The sequence below is a fragment of the Salinicoccus hispanicus genome (assembly GCF_009831115.1).
Taxonomy (GTDB): domain Bacteria; phylum Bacillota; class Bacilli; order Staphylococcales; family Salinicoccaceae; genus Salinicoccus; species Salinicoccus hispanicus.
The window spans coordinates 795,023-817,253 of sequence record NZ_WUUK01000001.1 but is presented as its reverse complement, the minus strand read 5'-3'; the positions used below and the strand labels follow the sequence as shown (position 1 = coordinate 817,253).

Below are 22,231 nucleotides of genomic sequence, written 5' to 3'. Positions count from 1 at the left end.
GATGAAATAATACCGGGAGGAGGAATCGCATGTTCTTCTTTGATTGGCAGTGGTGGAATACTGTAAGCAATATTGCACTGATCATAAATATTGTGCTGGCAGCCATCATGATTGCCTTTGAAGATAAAAAAGCTGCATCCATATGGGCGTGGCTGATGGTTCTCTTTTTCATTCCGGTCATCGGCTTCTTTCTCTACCTCCTATTCGGCAGATCGACAGGACAGCAGAAATGGTCCGATAGTGACAATATGCCAAGCAAGGATCTCATCGAGGAACAGAAGGCACAATTTGATGATGGTCAGTTGTTTACTCCGTATTCGGTACCTGAAAGGTTCAACGCACTGATCGGAATGATGATGAGAAATGATAACTCGGTTTTCTCGCAGGATAACAGCATCCAAATGTTTACAGCAGGTGAAGATAAATTCAAAGCACTTTTCAACGATATTGAATCTGCTGAACACCATATCCACCTTGAGTACTACATCTTGCGCAATGACCAGATTGGCCGTCGTCTCCGTGATCTTCTGACCAGGAAGGCAAAAGAGGGGGTAAAGGTGCGTTTCCTGTACGACGGACTCGGTTCGCGCAAGATCGGAAATGCATTCTTTTCAGAGCTTCGTGCGCATGGTGGAGAAACAAAACCTTTCTCTTCCATCCTGTCAGCCCTGATGCGGTTCCGTCTCAATTTCCGCAACCACCGAAAACTGGTCGTTATTGACGGATCCATTGGCTATATGGGTGGATACAATATTGGAGATGAGTACCTGGGACGCAATTCGAAGTTTGGATTCTGGCGGGATACGCACCTCAGGATGGAAGGGCAATCTGTCCATCTGCTCCAGGAGCGTTTCATCTCCGACTGGAACAAGTATGACAGGAATGACAGCATTCCTTTTGAAACCCGGTACTTTCCGCCACCGGGAACAGCGGGAGAGATGCCCCTGCAGATTGTTTCCAGCGGTCCGGATTCTGATGGCGGGGAGATCATGCATGGATTCATCAAAGCAATCCAGGAGGCGAAGGAATATATCTATATCCAGAGCCCGTACTTTGTGCCTTCTTCAGGGATGCTTGCTTCCCTGCGTGTTGCAGCGCTAAGTGGTATTGATGTCCGCATCATGATTCCAAACAAACCGGATCACCCTTTTGTGTATCCGGTAACGTTCTCCTTTTCAGCCGAAATGATGAAAGCAGGGGCTAGGATCTATATTTATGATAATGGATTCCTGCATGCCAAAACGATGGTGATTGATGATAATGTCTCATCCATCGGGACAGCGAATGTGGATGTTCGGAGTTCCGAGCTGAATTTCGAAATGAATACTTTCATCTATGATGGAGATTTCGCAAAAGAAATGAAAAGCACATTTGAAACGGATATGGAACAGTCCACACAGCTGACGAAAGAGATGTACGACAGGCGCTCCTACTATCAGAAATTCAAGGAGCATGTGTCCAGACTGCTGTCTCCGCTGCTCTGATAAATATTACATGATAGACCACTGCATCCGTTGCCATATGGCAGCGGATTTTTTTGTCTGTCTGATCAGGAATAAAATCATTTCAGGGTGATTTCATCTGTATCTTCTATGGTATGATAAGAAAAAAATGTATTTCAGGAGGCATTATATGCAACAGAACTATACGCCGGTCCAGTCACCTGAGAGGTTATTTGAAATTGATGCGGTGCGTGGATTTGCACTGCTCGGCATTCTGATGATGAATATCATGAGCTTCGCCGGGCCGCAGATCGAAGGACAGCTGACCATGGAGACAAGTGACATCTATACTGGCAGCAATGCCATCGTCATTCTGCTGATCAATATACTGGTCACTTCCAACTTCTATACGATGTTCTCTTTCCTTTTTGGACTTGGCTTCTATATCTTCCTTTCAAGAGCAGAGAAAAGACCGGGATCTACATACTTGCTGTTTGTCAGAAGAATGATTGTACTGCTCTGCTTTGGCATCGCCCATGCCGTTTTCATCTGGTATGGGGATATACTGACAGTCTATGCAATCACCGGTTTGATGCTCTTGTTCTTCTATCGTTTCAAACCGGTGGTTAATCTCATCGTTGCCGGCGTTCTTCTGCTCATCGGCACTGTATTCGTACTGCTTCTGACGCTTCTGATGTTCAGTGTACGCGACATGGACATGGGTGAAATCGCTGCTCCGGGTAGTGGGTTTGATATGATGTCGGTAGCCGGGGGCTCCTATATGGATATTGTCAACTTGAATATTTCCGTACTCTCGCTGATGGTGACGAGTAATATCGTGATGGCTCCCTTCGTCCTGGCGATGTTTCTTATTGGACTGTATGTCGGCCAGAAAGGTTATTTTGAACGACTCTCATCAATCAATGGCCTTTTATGGAAAGTGGCTCTCATCGGCATCCTTGTCGGTCTGCCGATCAAGATAGTGACAGGATATGCCATGACTTATGGTATGGATGACCCGATGTGGTCGATTGCCTCCATGCTTGCCTATACGATAGGCGGACCACTCATGTCCATGGGCTATGTTGCACTGCTGCTGCTCATCATGAAACGTGTGAGAGGGCTGAAAGCTCTCCTGCAGCCGGTCGGACAGATGGCTTTATCCAATTATATCGGACAGAGTATACTGATGATCACTTTATTCTTCGGCTTTGATCTGTTCAATACAATAGATGCAGTATGGTTCCCGGGGATTGTTCTTTCCACTTTCATCATACAGATTGCAATCAGTCACCTGTGGATGAAACAGTTCCGGTTTGGACCACTCGAATGGATCTGGCGGACACTGACATACGGCAGAATACTTGGCATAAAAAAATAAGACCGCAAGGTCTTATTTTTTTACTTCACTGAACAGCTTGTCGAGATCCTGCTCTTTCGATTGTTTACTGATGATTGATATGCTGCCGTCGGTTTCCATGACGACTGCCATGACCTGGGAGAGGTCGCTCTTGCCGCCTGAGCGGGCCGCCTGCCTGACTTCAGCTTCCAGCACACGTGCCTTTTTCATATTCTCGAGCAGATATTCTCCATCGTAGTAGAGTAGTACAGGCTGCGATTTGACAAGCTTGCTCACCGTTCTGCTTTTTACAGACAGCTTCGTAATAATGTACTGCATGATCACCAGTACCAGAAAGGCAGTTATACCTTGGGCAATTGTGATGTCCTTGCTCGTAATGACACTTGCAAGGATGGAACCGAGTGCGATTGTTACGATGAAATCGAATGCATTCATCTTTGTCAGTGTCCGCTTGCCGCTTACCCTGAGGATGATCACGAGCGAAAGGTACGCCATGATACCGATCAGTACGGTTCTTAAAATGACATTAAAATTGTCGAAGATGAGATTATCGAACGACATCATTATCACCACCTGATTCTAAATTTTGGTTTTACGCTGCCAATCAGCACTTGTAAACTTCAGTTCTGTGTCCAGGTAGCCGTGAACAGCATCGTGATCGACCGGTTGCCCGCCGATCCAGCTTGAGAAGTCGAATTCATGGAGCGGTCCATTTTCACCGAGCTTTATCATTGCCGTGAGGTCGTGCCTGTCGTACATGGAAGTGTGGATGGTGCCTGCCCAGCTTTTATAGTTGTCCACGAAGAGACCGTGGCGCCGATCTGTAAACAGCTCCAGCAGTTCTGACCTTGACGGTCCATTCAGATTCTCCAGTATATCGAGCCTTTCCTTTGAATCGACAAGGTATCTTCTATTTTCATCCGCCAGACTTTCATAGTGGTTCGTACATATATGAGCATCCCTGAATGCAAGGCCTCTGGCAGAAGTTTCAGCCAGAAATGAATGGTTATTCCTGTCCTGGATGATATAGCTGAAGCCCCCGCGATGAGGGAGGTCTTGGAGAAGCTGCCTAGCTTCATCAGCCGTCCTGCATAATTCCAGGATGAACCTCCCGATGATGAAGCATGTAAAACCATCTGAAGGCTGCTTCCTGTTCATGAAGTTGTAGGCCATGACCAGCCCATGCTCGTTCATGCCATCCATTCTACCTGTTACCCTTGAAGCCGGTCCGATATGTGCGTAGCCCTGATCCGGCTGAAAAAGCTTGTACATGCCGTCATAAGTATTCGGATGATAGTCATAATTTCTGATGAATACATCATCATCCATGTAGACGCTGCATCCACTATCCCTTGGCGAGACACGGTAGTGGGCAAGATTGAGCAGCACATCCCCGTCAGTGATCTGAAGCGAGTCCTGGAGTCCCATGATTTCATCCCATACGTGCGGCGCGAAATGCATATAGAGTGCTTTCGTCTCTTCAAAGTCCAGGCTGAATTTCGGGCGACGCTTGACCCATTCATAATTCCTGTTATCCATATAGTGTGTCTGACGAAGCCGTTTTCCCTGTTCGATGCCGTAGTCGTAATGGCTGCCTCTGAATGTTTGTACTGCTGAATTTATTTTCTGCACAATAGACTTCTCCTCATTTAATGTAGAACTGTCTGCGTATATCATCTGGGCCTTGAAGAAGATAGAGCATACCGGATCGGTATGCTCTATCTATATTCATTTCTGTTCATTACCCATGAAAGTGGGTATATTATACTCGTGTACATGCCACTTAGATTCAGCGTATTCGATGTAGCTCACGCTGCAGTTGTCAAGCTTTGTGCCGAGCATGTCGATTTCATCGCTGAACAGCGACAGGATGGATTTGATTGTACGGGAGTGTGCCGTCAAAAGTACATACTGCCCTTCGTGCTGTTCCAGTATACGATCCAGCGCAATCTGAACGCGCTCTGCCAGTGCTTCGAAAGTTTCGGCACCGGGCAGCTCCCCGTGTGGATACTTTTCCATGATATCATCGATATGGTGGCCTTCCAGCTCACCGAAATGCTGCTCTTTCAGTTCATCCATCGTCTCTATCGGGAGATCATGATATTTGTTTATGATTTCAGCTGTACGGTAGGCACGTCCAAGCGGACTCGAAACGATGGCATCAAACTGTTCATCTTTAAGTTTGTCTGCCGCACATTCCGCCTGGTATTCTCCTTCCTCATTCAGAGGGATGTCTGAAGCACCCTGGAGTTTTTTCAATCGGTTGAATTCTGTCAATCCATGTCTTACTAGGCAAAGTCTGGTCATAATGCACCTCAATCATATTTTACATATATGATACCACGAGATTGAATTGATAGGTGGAACAGAGGACTTTTGGTAGAATGAATTATAAAATGAAGTATATGGGGGTAGGGGTCATTGAGTAGAAGAATTGCGATCATATCGGATATACATGGCAATTTCAACGCACTGTCCATGGTGATGGAGGATATGGAACAGTTTGAAGTGGATGGGATTTTCTGTCTTGGGGATATCGTCTCCATGGGACATCAGACAAATGAGGTATTGGATCTGCTGTATGGGCTCGACCACCTCTCCATAATAAGGGGCAATCACGATGAGGAAGTATTGAAAGTGCTGGATGGCATGCCAACACAGATAAAAGGTGCTGAGCATGATCATCATGTGTGGGTGGCCGGACATCTGGATCTTCGTTTCAGGCCGTTCCTCCAATCCATGCCGTTAATCATGGAGAAAAAGATCATGGACCTCGATGTTCTGCTCACTCATTACCATCTGAATCCTGATGATACATACAGTTCGATTGATATGTCACCTTCTGTGGAAACTCTCGGTGCCATATATGAAGATGAACCTTATGATATGATCATGTTCGGACATGATCATATGCAGCACCACTTTGAATCGGATCGGCAGATATTCATCAACCCGGGTCCGCTTGGTATTACGACAAATGGGCTTGCACCCTATACCATTATGGAAATAGATGGAGATGATGTAAACTTTATTCATAGAAAGGTCCCCTACGACCGTAGCGGTTTTGTAGAAGGTCTTAAGAAGGAAAACCCACCAGCGATGGACTTCATTATGAATGTACTACTTAAGGAGAGAGGCTAGAATATGGAAATAAGACCAGTTGAAATGAAAGATATCGACCAGTTCCTCAATCTGCTCATCAATCTTGAGACACGCAGTGAAACGGGACTCCATGAAGCACATATATTGAACGCCTCATACACAGAAGCACTTTTGACTTCTGTGCTCCAGAATGCCAAAAGACAGATATTCATCGCCCTCGATCAGCAGGAGATGATGGGCTATATCAGCCTATCGGGCAACCAGGGTGAAATGATAAAGCACCGGGCAAACATATCACTTGGCATATTGCCGACAGATCAGCAGAACAGCATCGGCAGAAACCTGCTCAATTCCGGTATCGTATGGGCGGAAGACAACGGTATCCACCGTTTGGAACTATCCATCCGTGATGACTTTGAGGTGATGATCGAACTGTATAAGGCACTCGGTTTTCTGAAGGAAGGGGAGCGGATCGATGCACTGCTCATCGATGATGATTACAGGAATGAAATCTATCTCTATAGGTTGATCAATCAGAAGAATGGAGGGTAATCATGAATCTGCAGAGCTTTAATATCGGTGACAGGCATGCTGAAGTGACCATGATGCTTGGAGAAGATGCAGTCCATCAGAAAGAGGGTAGACCGGCAGTCGTAATCTGTCCGGGTGGCAGCTATATGTATGTATCGGACCGGGAAGCAGAACCTGTTGGATATGAGTTTCTGGCAAAAGGGTATCATGTTTTCATACTCAGGTATTCCACAATCGGTACGGCAATGAGAAAAGAAAAGGGAAGGGTCAATAGGGATGAGCTGTACCAGGAAGCTGCGATGGTGGAACATGAAACGGTACTCGGTTCCGAGTTTCCAGGACCACTGCTCGAACTGGCTGAGACGATCACCTTCATCCGCGAAAACTGTCATGAATTCAATGTGGACCCGGACCGGATCGGTGTGCTGGGCTTTTCCGCCGGTGGTCATCTGGCAGCGAGCCTTGGTGTCCATTGGCATTCACAATGGTTGCGTGAATTGGCAGGGACGGAATCCAGATGGTATCGGCCAAACTTCCAGATTCTCGCCTATCCGATTCTGGACTACATGCTCAATAGGGAGATTGCAGAAGCAAGAGGCATCGGAGATCCGAGATACATGTCGACTGCATCGAGAATGATATTCGGACCTGCCATCAAAGAGGGCGTGGTTGAACGCGCGCATATCAAGACCCACGTCTCGGAAAATACGCCGCCCACTTTCATCTGGCATACTGTGGAGGATAAGCTCGTCTTTGTGGAAAACTCCCTCGACTTTGCCAAAGCTTTGGAAGCGCATCAAGTGTCATGGGAACTTCACACTTTCAAAAGCGGCAGCCATGGTCTGAGCCTGGCCACGGAAACGACAGGGATGGCCGACGCGCGTGCAGCACAGTGGGTACCACTCATGTTCAGCTGGCTGGAAGAAGTTCTTAAATAAAAGAAGACGCCTATTCAGCGTCTTCTTATATAATGAATCTTGAATTGTGTAAATGTTTCCGTATGCCCTGGATAGATGAATTGGATGAATTTATCTTCGTCAGGTGTTATTTCTCGAAGTATGTACTCCGACTTGATAAATTCCTTCATCTTGTCACCCTGGATGTACTTGAAGTCTGTCCTGTCGTTCGTGCTGTCCTTAACCTTTACCAAGATCGCCATATGCACCAACTCCTCTACTCATATATATCCGAATCTCGAGGCTTTAAACGTAATATATTGTGCACAATTTATATTTGAAAGGATGATACCATGGACTTCAGAACACTGCACCTCGGAGACCTGCCTGAACTGGTTGAACTGCAGAAAAAGGTATATGATAATCTCGAAGACAAGGAAGTACTCCAGACGTTGACTGAAAAAGAGTTCAAGCGGATCATCGCCCAGGGCTTCATCATCGGAGTATATGAAGATGGCAGACTGATTGGTTCACGCTCCATGTATGTGCCTTCTGTAGAAGAAGATGAACATCTGGCTGATGATGTAGGCATAGAAAATAAGGAGAGCGTAATCTACTCGGAAATCAGTTTCATCGATCCTGCAAAGAGAGGCAGGGGGATGCAGTCCGAGATGGGGCGGGAACTGATTGAAATGGCACGTAAGGATGGCCGTTTTGAAAATATACTTACGACAGTCATGCCGGCGAATATCCCGAGTCTTAAAGACAAGTTCCGGCTCGGTTTCAAAATCCGCAAAACGACCTATAAATATAATGGAAAGAAACGTCATATCATGCATTTGAGTCTGACGAGCCCCTTCGAGCCTGAAGGTGAACCGGAGAAGGTCCACTTCAGGGACACGGACTGGATGATGGTGCACGGCGATACTTTCGTCGGCAACAATTTTGATGGTGAATTCATATACTATTACAGGAAATAGAAGAGACATGGGAATTTTCCCATGTCTCTTTTTGGTATCGCCTGTACGTCGAACTGGACAAATATATCCGTTGGAATGTTTCCTTCAGCGTGAAAGGGGTAGCGGATAAGAAAATAATATGGAGGTTCCATTATGCTTACACTTAAAGAAACTGAACTGGATAATGTCATTCGCATCGATGTCGATGGTGCTGTCACGAAAGAGGATGCAGAGAAATCCGCTTCATTCATAAAAGAACACTACGGCGATGACAAAGAACTCAGCGCACTTGTCTACATCAAGGATTTTGATGGTGTGGGGCCGGTCGGCATGGTAAAAGGGACAATCATGGATATCAGCCATTGGAACCAGTATAAGAAGTTTGCGGTTGTTACTGATGCCGCATGGCAGGAAGGCGGTGCAAAGCTGGTTGGTCTCCTGCCCGGCATAGAAGTGAAGCAGTTTGATAAGGCCCAGGAGGAGCAGGCATATGAGTGGCTCGGAGACTAGGGCTGATCCGACTGTTTGACCGGCCAGAATATGACATCGAGCGCTTCGATATAGTGTGCGAGTACCGGTTCTCCTTCAATATCCCCCGGTAGAAGAGAGTTGATGCCGCCGTTCTCATAGTGCACTGAAGAATAGGCAGGCTTCCATGGCAGATGATGGATACCTATATGTACAACGGCCCCTTTGATCGTATTGAACAGATAATAGCGTTCGAGAAGCCAGTAGTCCAGTGTACCAAGCAACGGCTTTTCCGGTTCTGAGACAGATTTATATTTCCCTTTGAAATAGGCGGGGACACCGTGCTGCCGGTGGCTCGAAAAATGTGTCCATTCATTTCGCTTTGCCGCTTTCATACCAGCTTTGAAATAGGGGAGGCTGCCCAATCGTGCACCAATGACCGGAATGACTTTGGCAGCATCCAAACTGAAGAAATAGATGCCGGGTATATTCTGATATCTGACGTACGTTCTGACATTGAGTTCCAGAAATTCATGCACATATGGAAATCTCGGCATCCCCCGCAGCTGCATATTTCGTACGTTGAATGAAAATATGGAAATCCACGCCGAGCCATCATAAATGTCAAGTTCCAGTTCGTCAGGAACATGGGGCAGAAGCACTTCCGGCTCTACCGGAATATGCATGCACATCAGGTCTTCCCATCTCTGATACATGCTCCATGGACCCTCAGGCAGTGGCGCGTTCCTTCCTTCAGTATATTTCAACAGCTCCTGTTTCATGGTAATCCTCCGTTCTTTATTTTTTTATAACCTTGATTGTATCGGTTCAAACAATATGTTTGACGCATAGACTTGCGGGTAGAGTGGAAAAGAGACACTATAAAAGGACGAAATGGAGGATGAACGATGGAACATGTAAAAGCAATGCTGATCAAAGTCGTCATGACACTTGCCGTATTATGGATAGTTCTTGGAGCGTTCTACGGCATGGATTTCTGGCCGATGATTCTCGGAACGACAGTCGTTCTTGGTATCCTCTCATACTTTGCCGGAGATATGGGAATTCTGCCTGCAGCAGGTAATATGATGGCTACAATTTCAGATCTGGTGCTTACTTTCCTTGTAGTATGGCTGATGGGTCTATGGCTGACGGATCTTTCCGGAGGCGAAGTGGCCGTCGCCGCAATCATTTCTGCCGTGGTTATCGCAGTTGGAGAATATCTCTTCCATATCTATCTGTTGAAGAGTGGACCAGTAGCGCGTCATAGAACTGACAGAAAAGTCTAAGGCTGAGAAAACTTCATAACAATGATTATCCTCTGCACCTGCATGTGCAGGGGATAATTTAATATAATCCCTTGGGGATGGGAAGCGTTGTGAGAAATATGGAAGACATGCTTACTTATGTTGTGAAATTGACCACCGGTCTGATCGGCGTCATGATTGTTCTTCGGCTGCTCGGGAAAAAGGAGATGGCTCAGATTACACCTCTGGATTTCGTCTATGCACTCATTCTGGGCAGTGTGATAGAAGAAGCGCTTTATGAGACAACGATGCCTTTCTACGAAATGCTTTTTGCCCTTGCCTATTGGGGGCTCCTCATTTTCATCGTCGAAACATTCGCGCTTAAGAACGAACGTTTCAGAAGAATCACTAAAGGTACGCCTCAAATGCTGATCTCCGACGGTGAGCTGGATATCAAAGTGATGAAGAAGAATATGATGGATGTCGATGAGGTTAGAGAACTGCTGCGCATGCAGAATGTGTTTTCATTGAAAAGCGTCAAATATGCAATTCTCGAGAATAGTGGTAGATTGTCTGTCATCCAGTATGCTGATCAAGAACCGCCTTCACGTAAGGAACTCGAGCATGATTATGAGGAAAATAAATTGGCCTACCTTTTTGTCGATGGTGGCAAAGTGGAATATACTGTGCTGAATGATGCCGGTTTTGATGAGCAGTGGCTGAGAAAACAGGTCAAAGGAGATACGGGATACGATCTTGAAGATATCTATTTTGCAGAATGGAATAGGAATACAGGATTCTTTGTACAGGAAAAGAAGAGATGATTTCTACGAGTTATGAAAATTCAGACATGAGATATGTTAATATTTAAAAGTGCCTTATTAAATATCTCATGAAAGGTGTTTTGATATGAAACTTGATTCTCAAATAATAGAAGAGGTCGTTGAATTCAGGAGACTTCTGCACAAAAATCCTGAACTCAGCGGCGAAGAATATGATACATCCAAACACATCCAGGAAAAGCTTGATGCCATTGGAATACCTTACAGGACAGGGTTTGCAGAAACAGGTATCCTTGGGATTATCGAAGGAAGCAAGCCAGGACCGACCATCGGTCTCAGAGCCGACATCGATGCGCTGCCCATCACCGAAAGTTCAGGAGAGGTATTCTCATCTGAAACAGAAGGCGTGATGCATGCCTGTGGTCATGATGCCCACACAGCAATGCTTTTCGGTACAGCGAAATATCTTCTCGAAAGACGTGATGAAATCGAAGGGAAGATTCTGCTCATCTTCCAGCCGGCAGAAGAGCAGTCGCCAACCGGTGGTTCCAGACAGATGATGGAAGATGGTGTATTCGATGAACATGAACCGGAAGTGCTGATTGCCCAGCATGTATGGCCGCAGCTGCCGGTGGGTCAGTTTGGTGTCATGGCAGGACCGATCATGGGTAATTCCGATCGTTTCAAAATCACGGTGACAGGTTCCGGTGGCCATGCATCAATGCCGCATGACACGGTGGATGCGATTGTTGCAGCCAATCAGATCGTCACTACACTGCAGACGATCGTCAGCAGAAATGCCAATCCATTTGATCCAGCAGTCGTCACTGTCGGAAAGTTCAATGCCGGCTTCCAGTATAATGTCATTGCCGAAACCGCTGAACTGGAAGGCACCATCCGTACACAGAGCGATGAGATGAAAGATAAAGTGAAGAAGCGGTTCTTCGACGTCGTGGAAAATGTCGCAGATGCCATGGGTGTGGCGGTGGAAATCAATTATATGGATGGCTATCCTGCAACCGTCAATGATGAGCAATGGGCAGAACAGGTCCATTCCACAGTGCATCGCATGTATGGTGAACCGGCGCTGCCGAGTCTCACACCAAGCCTCGGAGGAGAGGACTTCAGCCGTTTCCTGCAGAAGTATCCCGGTGTCTACTACTGGCTTGGCAGTTCTGTGGGGGAAGGGCAGAAACCTCTTCATAATCCGTCATTCAGATTCAACGAAGATGCGATTCCATACGGTATCGAAGGCATGGCACAGGTAGCCATCGATACACTGAGAACATTGAAGAACAAAAACTGAGCGTTGTCAGAATCCAATGGAACGAAAAGAAGCCACCTTAAAGGTGGCTTCTGGCATTTCAAGTGTCAAGTAACTATAAGAGTTTCGTTCCGATGCCAGCTGCAGGAGGCCCGTTCCATTGTCATCCATGGTACTGCCCTGGTCTTCTGTAATATTTTCATCCTGTTCATCTCCATAGAATACCCCTGTACATGAACCAAGAATAACCATCAGCACGACGAGTGATATTGCAATGATCAGGCATCCCGTAAGACCGGACCTTTTTTTCTTTTCATAGCTGCCTTCGACACCCGTTTGTTTTGCTGCTTCTCTTCTGGCTTTTGCCTCTCCTGTTTCATTATCCATCTGTTCATCTCCCGGAATTGTTTATACTACTTTACCCAAAAATGGAATGGAGAAGCACCAGAGGAGTATCTGGTTCCTATTCACATGATATGACCTTCAACCTGTAAGAATATCCGCTACCGGATATCTGATCTTATCCTGTTTTGGTCTTGAAAGGGAGAAGGCCAGGTTCAATGGTCCCAGTTTGCCGAAAAACATGACAAAAATGATGGCAAGTTTGCCGATGGGGGACAGGTCGGCTGTAATACCCATCGACAGACCGACTGTACCGAAAGCGGAAACGACTTCAAAAACGATTTCGATGAATGGCGCATCCTCACTGATTGTCATGATGAATACGGCTGTAAGGATCAGCAGTACACTCAATATTGATATTGAAAGGGCACGGAATATGATTGCCGGCTTTATCGAGCGTTTGCCGATGTTGATCTGGCTTTTCTGCTGCAGCAGCGGAATGATGGATAGCACCAGTATCAGGAAAGATGTCAGCTTGATTCCGCCGCCGGTCGAGGCACTGCCTGCACCGATGAACATCAGTAGCAGCATCATGGTGACGGTTGAATCATTGAGACTGCCGATATCGAGGGTGTTGAAGCCGGCTGTTCTTGGTGTAACGGCTTGAAAATAGGATGCCCAGAGCTGGTCTTTCCATGATGAGAGGGCACCAAGTGTATCCGGGTTCTGGAATTCCAGGATGAAGAACATGAACATTGCCACAAAATTGACGACCAGCGTACCTGACATCATCAGTTTGGAATGCAGTGTCAGTTTTTTATAGCTGCGCTTATGCCATACATCAATCAGTACAGTAAAACCGATCCCCCCTGTGATAAACAGGAAAGTGATCATCAGGTTGATGATCGGATCGCCGACGTAGCCTGTCAAACTGTCCGACCAGATCGAGAATCCTGCGTTATTGAAGGCGGATATCGAATGGAACAGGCTGTAGTACAGTCCCTCGACCCACCCGAACTCCGGTACCCACCTTATGGCGAGAACAAGCATTGCGAGGGATTCGATGATGAATGAGTAGATGAACAGGGCTTTGACCAGTTCAAGTACACCATCAAGCGAAGACTGGTTCAATGCCTGCTTGATTTCAATCCTTCTTTTAAACCCGACCTTTCTACCAAGTGCCATATAGATCATCACCGCAAATGACATGATACCGAGACCCCCTGCTTGGATCAGCGCAAGAATGACTACCTGGCCGAATACAGTAAAATCATTACCAGTGTCCATGACAGCCAGTCCAGTAACGGTCATGGCGGAGGTGGCAGTGAACAGTGCATCAATGTAGGATATGGTGCCGTTGGTCGAAATCGGCAGCATCAAAAGAACAGAACCGAAAATAATAAACAGGAAGAATACGACCACGAGCAGCTGGGACGGATTGAAAGTCAGATACTTGATCTTCTTCACTTCAGATACCTTCTTTTACAATAGGATGAAATACTCTGCATGATAGGTCTACCCTCAAATCCAGATGCAGGAAAAGGTTCTAAAACGATGCGTATATATAGTGCTCATTGTGCAACTATGTTCGAAGCTATATTACTGCTAAGGAGGATTGTTGTAAAGGAATATTTCACTTACTTAATGTAAATGTGAATATTTGTTTTGAAATGAAAAAATTATTGGGAAAGGCATTACGCAAGCCTGCTCTTCATGGAGTGTACAGGAATTCAATAACTGCATCATCCTGGGTTCATGAAAGGTGACAGCAGCAATGGATTACCGCACTCATTTGGAGATTGAAACAATTAAAAACTGCATTTCCATCATTTCTTCTGGACGGTTTTCCTTCGATACTGTAAAGTGTTATTTTTCATGGTGTCGAGGAGGCGTTTATGATGTCGAAAAACTTTAGTAGAAAAACCATTCTTTTCGTTTTTATGATAGGTACATTTGCCATCGGAATGACTGAATATGTAGTAACAGGACTGCTGACGCAGTTTTCGGAAGATCTTGATGTGCCTCTGTCGGCCACCGGCATGCTGCTGAGTGTCTACGCAATCAGTGTAGCAGTATTCGGTCCCATCCTAAGGATACTAACTTTGAAAAGTTCACAGAGAAAACTGCTTATTATCTTTGCAGCTATATTTACGATAAGCAATATCATTGCGGCCACGGCACCGAATTTTGAAGTGCTGCTAGCGTCAAGGCTGGCAGCAGCTTCGATACACGCGCCTTTCTTCGGTCTGTGTATGAGTATTGCCGTAGATATATCAGCGCCGAATAGGCGTACAGGGGCGATCGCTGCCGTTCAAGGGGGACTGACGATCGCAGTAATGGTTGGTGTGCCTTTTGGGGCACTGATAGGTGGACTGCTGGACTGGCGTGTGGTGTTTTGGATCATTGCAGTGTTTGGACTCATCACACTTATCGGAGTCATCATTGTGACGCCGCGTGTCGAGCAGAAAGAGCCACCAGCTTTGATGAAAGAACTATCGATGCTGAAAGATAAAAATGTGGTAATGGTATTGGCAATGATCATTTTCGGTTTTTCTGGTGTATTTGCCGCCTATACATTCAATGAACCAATGCTTAGGGAGATATCCGGTTTTGGTGTAACAGGAGTGACACTGAGCCTATTAGCATTCGGTGTAGGTGCTGTATTTGCAAATGCACTCGCAGGAAGAGTGCTCCCGATCAATCTGACCAGAAGTCTTCTGTTCAGTTTATTGACATTAGGTCTGATATTATTCGCTTTTACATTTCTTCTTTCAAATCCGGTACTTGCGATAATGGTAAACTTCCTGTTTGGCGCCGGTGTCTTCGGAACAGCACCCCTACTTAATTCCAAGGTCATTATTGCAGCCAAAGAATCGCCTGCGCTCTCAGGCACCATCACAGCATCGACTTTTAATCTGGCAAACGCCATTGGTGCAACAATCGGAAGCACCCTTCTTGAGCGGCAACTCGACTACCCTGCAATCACATTTGTTGCCGGTACAATCATATTCGTCGGATTTGCCATCATGGTGGTCACCAGCAAGATCGAAGACCGCTCACTTTACGAGTAGAATCGGGGATATATCGATATGCCTTGGAATATAGTATGCACTGAAAAACCATCAAAACTTTTGCTTTGATGGTTTTTTTACGGTTGATGGAGGATTGGCGAACAATAGTTGTCCAGAGTATATATTGTTTAGGCACATGGAAAAGTAGAAGATCGATATGAGACGAGTTGCACATTATGATGATAGTGGGCAAAGGAGTACATTATTTACATAACAGAGAAGTGTCTGTATAATAATGTCTGCTCGAAAATAAAAGTTAATGCTATAGAGAGAGGTTATGGATGATGGGACAACCAATCAATGGAAAAACGGCCCTGATTACGGGAAGTGGCAAAGGAATCGGCAGAGCTGCTGCGATTGCACTCGCAAAGGAAGGCGTCAATTTAGGACTTTTGGCGCGAACAGAGGCGGATTTAAAAAGTGTTGTAGCAGAAGTTGAATCAACTGGAGTAAAAGTGGCCTACGCTACAGCAGATGTCGCTTCACTTGAACAAGTGGAAAAGGCAGTCGATTCACTTACTGGTGAACTCGGGTCCTTTGATATTCTGATCAACAACGCGGGAATCGGGAAATTCGGTGGTTTCCTTGATCTTTCTCCTGAGGAATGGAAGTCGATGATTGATGTCAATCTAATGGGAGCATACTACGTAACAAGAGCCGTACTGCCTCAGCTCATTGAGAAGAATGGTGGGGATATCATAAATATCGCCTCCACTGCTGGACAGAAAGGGGCGCCTGCTACAAGTGCCTACAGTGCCTCTAAGTTTGGTCTGATCGGTTTGACTGAATCATTGGCAATGGAGGTTCGAAAACACGATATTCGTGTTACTGCTTTAACACCAAGTACTGTTGCTACAGAGCTTGCTTTTAGAGAAAATTTGACCGACGGGAATCCAGAAAAGGTATTGCAGCCAGAGGATCTGGCTGAATTCATCGTTTCCCAGTTGAAACTCCATCCGCGTGTGTTCGTCAAGTCGGCTGGACTATGGTCGACCAACCCATAAGTAGAATAGGATGCAGGATAATCTGAACTGCACCTCCAAATGTTAGATGCATTTAACAATTGGAGGTGCAGTTTTTTTATGACTCAATGTACAAATGAACAAAAATTAGAAGTCGTTACGAGATGTCAGGGAGATACTTCTGATGTTCAGCCAAATCATTCAAGTTGAACCTTCCATTGAGATGATCTTCTATCCAGTCGATTATCCATTGAGTAAATTCACTCACCAGTCTACCTCCTCGAATACATTTCATCAAAGTAAGTATAAGCGCATGTGCTAATAGTTGTGATTGGAATGAAATAAAGTGCCATTTGATAAAAATTTCATGGGGTTCGATTTGGGGGACTTGAGAGGGAAGAACACAGTGTATGTTATGATTTATGCATAATCAATTGAGGAGTGGATACCATGTTTGGTAGAAACAACAATCCAGAAGAATCAAGGTTTGAAACAGAACAGATTAAAACGGATGGTCCCATCCCATGTCATATCATTACCGATAAAGAAACCGGAGTTCAGTATCTATATGCCTGGGGCGGGGCGGGTGGCGGTGTGACGCCGTTGCTGGATGAAAATGGACAGGTTGTTATAAAAAGTAGAAAGAATAGAAGTTTATGAAAGTAGAGAAACAAATATAATAAGATCCCTTAAATCTCATGTGATAGAGACTAAGGGATTTAATGATTTCTTCAACATGTTTATAGGTTCTAACTAGATAATTTTATTGATTCCCTGTACTGCTCTGCCCTCGGTTCTATAGTGAATCTTACTGTGTCGTTGTATTTATCTTTAACAATCTTTTCGATTTCTTGCAGATCTACATTAAAGAACTCTTTGCGATGATTAATCTTATTAATTTCTTTATCTCTAAAGTGATTATGCAGTGTGTTTTCGAGAGCTGGCGCATCATCAGAAAAGATCATCGCATGGACATCGAATTCGAATGGCACTGAGGCATCGCTCAATTCTTTTACACGATCCATCGGCTCTAGTCTTCTTGTCACACCAATTTTATATATGTTCTCACCGAATGAACCAATATTACTTATGATGTAGACGTATCCAGCACGTGTATTTGTAGCACGATTCTCCACATCTTTTTTATCTGTATCTAATTGTGAAAGCTTTCCTTCTAACTCTCTGATTTTATCTAGGTATAAATCTTTTTCTGCATCATTATCCGAATTCTGCATATACTTCATCAACTTGTTCACTTCTTGGCTAAACTGCCTTTCTTCTTTTTCAATTTCCTTCCTTTTTCTTTCTAGCTCTTTTTCGACTTTTTGCTCTTCGATCAGTTGTTCTCTGGCAGCTTTTTGCAGTTCTTTTTCTTCTTCTATTTTACGTTGGTAAGAGTAAACATAATTTAGCTTCTTTAGCTTTAGTTCTAATAATTCTTTCGAAAGCTCAACATCATCGGTTTTATAGATTCTATTATGTGTTTCAAAGGATTTAACTATCCTGTTTCTATACGTATCTACATTTCTTACATTAACATTACTTAAATAGAAATCGCATTCAGCATTAAACGATCTAACTATTTGTTTCGCTTGATTTTTAATGTGAGATTTTTTTGAAGTATTATCGAGAATGATTATTCCACCATCTTGTAGTACTTCTTTTTCTTCAAGAGATATCATTGAAAGTTGATCCTTAATATCAGCTGAAGATACTTCTTCAAAATTTTTGATTTCTAAATCATTATGATCCAAATCACTATACTTCTTATTCAATATATTATTAATAGACTGTAATTCTTTATTTCTTTTATCTGTTTCTTTTTTTAGCTCTTCTTCTCGTTTTTGATAAGTAATTTCCATTTCTTTAGTTTTATTTTCAATATTGTCTATCGTTGTTTTATAATCTTTTACTGCACTGTTTTTGTTTTGATTTTGTAATTCAATTGCATATTGTAGCTCGTTTAAAGTGACGATCGAAGGAAGAGCGGACTTAATTACTGACTTAGTGGATATAAGTAAATAGATGGTACTCACTATTCCAATGATTAAAAAGAAGGGATTTAAAAAGCTAAGTATTAGTGAGGATAGAGTGACAATGTTAGGCCATGCCTTAAATATATCTGACTTCTCTCTTTTATTGTGTTTTATTAGATTTAAGTTGGCTTCTTCTAGACTCGCCTCAAAACCTTTTGCAGCTTCTTTTGATAAAATATTTACACTGTCTTTGTGGTCAAAAGTAAATACGCTTTTCAAAGATTTATATTCAATATCTACTTTATTGATTCTAGTCAAATCAATCGTGTTTTCAGTTCGATATGTATACTTATCTTTTTGAGGACTAATAATCTCATAAATTGTTAAATAATCATTGGTGTCAAATACACCAATAAAATTACCTTCCAATTCAAAAACATTTTTTGAGGTTGTGGAGTTAGTAAAAGTTCTAGAAACATACTCTTGCATTTTTTTGTTCATATTTATCAATCTTCCTTTCGAATTATAAGTAGTTGATGAGTACAGTGCGAAAAAATTCATACTTTTCAAATAACTGTGATATATATTATTTTAGCAATTAATTACATTAATTACTAATTAATTTTTATTTCAATATAAGGTTGATTGTTGATTTTATATATATAAAATCAAAAAATCCCGGCCTCTAAAAGTATAAGAGGCCGGGACTTTCAGGTATTCAGTTATTATCTTGAATAGAATTCAACGATAAGCTGTTCGTTGATGTCAGCAGAGAGTTCGGAACGCTCTGGTTGACGTACGAAGGAACCTTCGATTTTTTCTTCGTCGAATGAAAGATATTCAGGAACGAAGTTGTTGTACTCGATCGCTTCTTTGACGATGTCGAGGTTTTGTGATTTCTCACGAAGACCGATAGTTTGTCCAGCTTTAAGCGTGAAGGATGGGATATCCACACGTTTGCCATCTACAGTCACATGACCGTGGTTGACAAGCTGACGTGCCTGACGGCGTGTTCTTGCAAGTCCGAGCTGGTATACGACTGCATCCAGACGGGAAGCGAGAAGGATCATGAAGTTTTCACCATGAACACCTTTCATTTTTGCAGAACGGTCGAAGATTGTGCGGAATTGACGTTCGTTGATTCCGTACATGTAACGGAGTTTTTGTTTCTCCTGTAGTTGCATTCCGTATTCGGAAAGTTTGATTCTTTGTGTTGGTCCATGATCACCAGGTGCATATGGACGGCGTTCCAATTCTTTGCCTGTACCAGTCAGGGAAATTCCAAGACGGCGGGACTTTTTCCAGATTGATCCTCTAAAACGAGCCATTTTGACTCCTCCTTATTGTTTTTATTCATGCAAAAAACATCATAAGGGTGATAACCACTTACATGGGCATGCGATTTGAAGTGCCTTCGCCTAATAGCATCGGTTACACAGCACATCCCAGTGCTCGGGAACCGCATGCTGACATGTAATGGTTATCCGCTACTTAATCCGTTCATTTACACAATTAATGATTATACACAAATATCAGATGCTTGTCAATGTCGGGCCGTCTAGATATACTGTTTCAATACTTCTATGAAATCGATGAGTCCCTGACGGTCTTCGTCTGTAAAGCGGTCGAATGAAGGGGAGTCGATGTCGAGTACACCGATTGGTGTGCCATCCTTGTAGATCGGCACGACGATTTCGGAGCGGCTGTTGGCATCACATGCGATGTGCCCGGGGAACTGTGTCACGTCATCGACGATGAATACATCGTTGCCTCTGAAGGCAATCCCGCAGACGCCTTTGCCGTTCTGGATTCTGACACAGGCAGGCAGTCCCTGGAAGGGTCCGAGTACGAGCTCGTCTGCCGGTTCATCATAAAGGTAAAAGCCGACCCAGTTGATATCCTGCAGGAATACATTCAGAAGGCTTGAAGCGTTGGACAGATTGGCGATGCGGTCTGTCTCATCTTCGAGGAGGCCTTTTAGCATCTGGTTGAGCTGTGCATAGTCTTTGATCTGTGTTTCTGTAAACATTATCTATCACCCTGTCTATATAAATATTCTTGAATTATACATTTATATGTTTTTTCTTTCAATTTTTTAAGCTATAATCTAATTATATACTTAGGAGGTAGCTGTATGTGGGTCTATGTTTTAATCGTTGTCATACTTGCCATCGTCATCGCGATCGGCATGCTATTATATATACGCAATATCAGAAAAGATGACATAAAGACACAATCTGTAAAACTCGAGGGAGTGCGAAATCTGCCATTTCAGGACGAACTTGTGAAGGTCAGGAACTACAACCTTCACGGTGAGGCGCAATCACTGTACAGCCAGTGGCAGTCCGACTGGCAGGGCGTACTTGAACATTCCCTGACAGAGGCCCAAAATGACCTGGACCATGCTGCTGATGATGTGGAAAAATTCCGTTTCAAGGACAGTCGTGAGAAGACTGAAAGTGCGAATGCCAAACTTGAAGGCGTTGAAAGCAAGTACCAGGAGCTGTCCGGTGAAATCCAGCAGCTGATCGCCTCGAATGAGGAAGGCGAAAGGAAATATAATGAAGCCGAAAAGCTCTACCGGGAATCGAAACGCGATGTACTTGCGAATGGACATCAGTTTGGTGATGCACAGCCACCGCTTGAAAAGCTGATCGAGACATATGAACCTGAATTGAAAGCCTACGAGAAGCAGGTCAATCAGGGGAATTACGTGACAGCGAACAAGGAGATAGACGAAGTGCATGAGGAACTTTCGATTCTGAAGGAGAACATGGATGAGATTCCCCTCCTGATCAAGGAAGTCCAGAAGGATCTGCCCCAGCAGTTCCAGGAAGTGCGTTTCGGCTGCCGTGATCTGAAGGCGGAGGGCTATGATCTCGAACACGTTAAAGTGGAGGGGAAACTGTCCACTCTGAAAGGCAAGCTGAATCTTGTAGAACCACTGATCACACGTCTTGAACTGGACGAAGCACGAGAGATTCTGGAGGATATCAATAATCAGTTGGATGATATGCTTGAACTGATTGAACATGAAGTAAGAGCAAAGACAAAAGTGGACCATGAGAAGGACATCATCACAGATGACCTTTTCCTGGCGAAGGACATGAACTACACGCTGCGCACGGAAATCGATTATGTAAAAGAGCAGTATCATATAAACGAGACGGACATCCATAGAGTCCAGAAGTTCGAGCATGAAATTGAGAACATGATAGATGTATACGACGAAGTCATCACGGAGATAAGCAAAACGACGGCACGCTACAGCGAAGTGCTGGACAATCTGGAATACATCAAGGACAATATCGGTGAAATCAACGACGAGCAGAAGCAGATCCAGCAGTATCTGGTCAACTTGCGTGAGGATGAAGCGGAAGCGCGTGAAAATTCCATTCTCATTCAGGATCGCAAAGAGGAGATCTACAGGGAACTGCTTGGGTCCAATCTTTCAAGTGTACCGGAGAAATTCCTGGTCATGAAAAATGAACTGGATATCGATATCAAGGAGATCAACAAATATTTCCAGAGACGTCCGCTGAATGTCCATTACATCAAGGATAAGGTGAACCGTACGGTTATTCTGATGAACAAATATGAGCAGGAAGCCTATGAGATTCTTCAGGAAGCCAGACTGACCGAAGTCATGATCCAGTACGGCAACCGTTATAGAAGAGATGACCCGGACTTCAACCAGATGCTGACGGAAGCGGAACGGCTTTTCAGGGAGAACCGCTACAAACGGGCACTTCAGATTGCCGAGAAGGCACTTGAAAAAGTTGAGCCGGGAGCGGCATCACGCATTGAGAAAGAATTCGATAAGCAATAG

At 44.3% G+C, this 22,231-nt stretch carries 24 protein-coding genes; 14 read left to right on the top strand and 10 right to left on the bottom strand.

The window, feature by feature from the left end:
* Nucleotides 1–29 precede the first annotated feature (29 nt).
* Nucleotides 30–1,484, top strand: a complete 1,455-nt coding sequence (cls, locus tag GQ671_RS04125) for a cardiolipin synthase (RefSeq protein ID WP_160653075.1) — start codon at nt 30–32, stop codon at nt 1,482–1,484.
* A gap of 148 nt (nt 1,485–1,632) precedes the next feature.
* On the top strand, nt 1,633–2,823 hold the full coding sequence (locus tag GQ671_RS04120; protein ID WP_160653072.1) for a DUF418 domain-containing protein: 1,191 nt from the start codon (nt 1,633–1,635) through the stop codon (nt 2,821–2,823).
* 12 nt (nt 2,824–2,835) lie between these two features.
* Here the strand turns inward: GQ671_RS04120 and GQ671_RS04115 are convergent, their stop codons facing one another.
* The 3 genes from GQ671_RS04115 to GQ671_RS04105 form a co-directional block, all read right to left on the bottom strand.
* Nucleotides 2,836–3,363 (bottom strand): DUF421 domain-containing protein, encoded by a 528-nt coding sequence (locus tag GQ671_RS04115; protein WP_160653069.1) that lies wholly within the window; start codon nt 3,361–3,363, stop codon nt 2,836–2,838.
* Nucleotides 3,364–3,381: 18 nt separating this feature from the next.
* Complete coding sequence (locus GQ671_RS04110; RefSeq protein WP_322789454.1) at nt 3,382–4,434, bottom strand: C45 family autoproteolytic acyltransferase/hydolase; 1,053 nt, start codon at nt 4,432–4,434, stop codon at nt 3,382–3,384.
* A 96-nt stretch (nt 4,435–4,530) separates the two neighbouring features.
* Nucleotides 4,531–5,109: a histidine phosphatase family protein gene (locus tag GQ671_RS04105; protein WP_160653063.1), complete on the bottom strand. Its 579-nt coding sequence runs from the start codon at nt 5,107–5,109 to the stop codon at nt 4,531–4,533.
* A 114-nt stretch (nt 5,110–5,223) separates the two neighbouring features.
* Here GQ671_RS04105 and GQ671_RS04100 point away from each other — a divergent pair, with 114 nt between their 5' ends.
* Genes GQ671_RS04100 through GQ671_RS04090 form a run of 3 tightly spaced genes read left to right on the top strand, consistent with a single transcriptional unit; the run spans nt 5,224 to nt 7,373 of the window.
* The gene (locus GQ671_RS04100) at nt 5,224–5,943 is read left to right on the top strand and encodes a metallophosphoesterase family protein (RefSeq protein ID WP_160653061.1); all 720 of its coding nucleotides are present in this window, start codon (nt 5,224–5,226) and stop codon (nt 5,941–5,943) included.
* 3 nt (nt 5,944–5,946) lie between these two features.
* Nucleotides 5,947–6,456, top strand: a complete 510-nt coding sequence (locus tag GQ671_RS04095; protein WP_246153152.1) for a GNAT family N-acetyltransferase — start codon at nt 5,947–5,949, stop codon at nt 6,454–6,456.
* 2 nt (nt 6,457–6,458) lie between these two features.
* Nucleotides 6,459–7,373, top strand: a complete 915-nt coding sequence (locus tag GQ671_RS04090) for an alpha/beta hydrolase (protein WP_160653059.1) — start codon at nt 6,459–6,461, stop codon at nt 7,371–7,373.
* Nucleotides 7,374–7,387: 14 nt separating this feature from the next.
* On the opposite strand, the gene GQ671_RS04085 is transcribed toward GQ671_RS04090, so the two are convergent.
* A complete protein-coding gene (locus GQ671_RS04085) occupies nt 7,388–7,594 on the bottom strand; it encodes a hypothetical protein (protein ID WP_160653056.1) in 207 nt (68 codons plus the stop codon).
* A 90-nt stretch (nt 7,595–7,684) separates the two neighbouring features.
* Here GQ671_RS04085 and GQ671_RS04080 point away from each other — a divergent pair, with 90 nt between their 5' ends.
* Together GQ671_RS04080 and GQ671_RS04075 are read left to right on the top strand one after the other, a co-directional pair.
* The gene (locus GQ671_RS04080) at nt 7,685–8,311 is read left to right on the top strand and encodes a GNAT family N-acetyltransferase (protein ID WP_160653052.1); all 627 of its coding nucleotides are present in this window, start codon (nt 7,685–7,687) and stop codon (nt 8,309–8,311) included.
* Between the two features lie 132 nt (nt 8,312–8,443).
* Nucleotides 8,444–8,800, top strand: a complete 357-nt coding sequence (locus GQ671_RS04075) for a SpoIIAA family protein (RefSeq protein WP_160653049.1) — start codon at nt 8,444–8,446, stop codon at nt 8,798–8,800.
* Here the strand turns inward: GQ671_RS04075 and GQ671_RS04070 are convergent.
* Complete coding sequence (locus GQ671_RS04070; protein WP_160653046.1) at nt 8,797–9,540, bottom strand: YqjF family protein; 744 nt, start codon at nt 9,538–9,540, stop codon at nt 8,797–8,799. The genes GQ671_RS04075 and GQ671_RS04070 overlap by 4 nt on opposite strands.
* Before the next feature lie 126 nt (nt 9,541–9,666).
* On the opposite strand from GQ671_RS04070, the gene GQ671_RS04065 reads away from it, so the two are divergent.
* The 3 genes from GQ671_RS04065 (at nt 9,667) to GQ671_RS04055 (ending at nt 12,093) form a co-directional block, all read left to right on the top strand.
* Nucleotides 9,667–10,047: a YndM family protein gene (locus GQ671_RS04065; RefSeq protein WP_160653043.1), complete on the top strand. Its 381-nt coding sequence runs from the start codon at nt 9,667–9,669 to the stop codon at nt 10,045–10,047.
* A 98-nt stretch (nt 10,048–10,145) separates the two neighbouring features.
* Nucleotides 10,146–10,829: a DUF421 domain-containing protein gene (locus GQ671_RS04060; protein WP_160653040.1), complete on the top strand. Its 684-nt coding sequence runs from the start codon at nt 10,146–10,148 to the stop codon at nt 10,827–10,829.
* 85 nt (nt 10,830–10,914) lie between these two features.
* Entirely contained in the window at nt 10,915–12,093 is a 1,179-nt protein-coding gene (locus GQ671_RS04055; RefSeq protein WP_160653037.1) for a M20 metallopeptidase family protein, read from the top strand.
* Nucleotides 12,094–12,099: 6 nt separating this feature from the next.
* Here GQ671_RS04055 and GQ671_RS04050 read toward each other — a convergent pair whose 3' ends face one another.
* Nucleotides 12,100–12,438: a hypothetical protein gene (locus GQ671_RS04050; RefSeq protein WP_160653034.1), complete on the bottom strand. Its 339-nt coding sequence runs from the start codon at nt 12,436–12,438 to the stop codon at nt 12,100–12,102.
* Nucleotides 12,439–12,534: 96 nt separating this feature from the next.
* A complete protein-coding gene (locus tag GQ671_RS04045; protein WP_160653031.1) occupies nt 12,535–13,860 on the bottom strand; it encodes a TrkH family potassium uptake protein in 1,326 nt (441 codons plus the stop codon).
* Nucleotides 13,861–14,291: 431 nt separating this feature from the next.
* Between GQ671_RS04045 and GQ671_RS04040 the strand changes: the two genes are divergently transcribed.
* From GQ671_RS04040 to GQ671_RS04030, 3 genes are all read left to right on the top strand, one after another.
* Nucleotides 14,292–15,464 (top strand): MFS transporter, encoded by a 1,173-nt coding sequence (locus tag GQ671_RS04040; RefSeq protein WP_160653027.1) that lies wholly within the window; start codon nt 14,292–14,294, stop codon nt 15,462–15,464.
* Nucleotides 15,465–15,748: 284 nt separating this feature from the next.
* Nucleotides 15,749–16,468, top strand: a complete 720-nt coding sequence (locus GQ671_RS04035) for a 3-ketoacyl-ACP reductase (RefSeq protein WP_160653562.1) — start codon at nt 15,749–15,751, stop codon at nt 16,466–16,468.
* Between the two features lie 408 nt (nt 16,469–16,876).
* On the top strand, nt 16,877–17,086 hold the full coding sequence (locus GQ671_RS04030; protein ID WP_160653024.1) for a DUF6440 family protein: 210 nt from the start codon (nt 16,877–16,879) through the stop codon (nt 17,084–17,086).
* Nucleotides 17,087–17,175: 89 nt separating this feature from the next.
* Here the strand turns inward: GQ671_RS04030 and GQ671_RS12980 are convergent, their stop codons facing one another.
* From GQ671_RS12980 to GQ671_RS04015, 3 genes are all read right to left on the bottom strand, one after another.
* Nucleotides 17,176–18,903: a DUF4041 domain-containing protein gene (locus GQ671_RS12980; RefSeq protein WP_246153141.1), complete on the bottom strand. Its 1,728-nt coding sequence runs from the start codon at nt 18,901–18,903 to the stop codon at nt 17,176–17,178.
* 224 nt (nt 18,904–19,127) lie between these two features.
* Nucleotides 19,128–19,730 carry a 30S ribosomal protein S4 gene (gene rpsD / locus GQ671_RS04020; RefSeq protein WP_160653022.1) on the bottom strand — a complete coding sequence of 201 codons (603 nt, stop codon included), beginning with the start codon at nt 19,728–19,730 and terminating at the stop codon, nt 19,128–19,130.
* Between the two features lie 230 nt (nt 19,731–19,960).
* Nucleotides 19,961–20,431, bottom strand: coding sequence for a GAF domain-containing protein (locus GQ671_RS04015; RefSeq protein WP_160653019.1), 471 nt, complete (start codon nt 20,429–20,431; stop codon nt 19,961–19,963).
* 105 nt (nt 20,432–20,536) lie between these two features.
* Between GQ671_RS04015 and GQ671_RS04010 the strand changes: the two genes are divergently transcribed.
* Nucleotides 20,537–22,231 carry a septation ring formation regulator EzrA gene (locus GQ671_RS04010; RefSeq protein ID WP_160653016.1) on the top strand — a complete coding sequence of 565 codons (1,695 nt, stop codon included), beginning with the start codon at nt 20,537–20,539 and terminating at the stop codon, nt 22,229–22,231.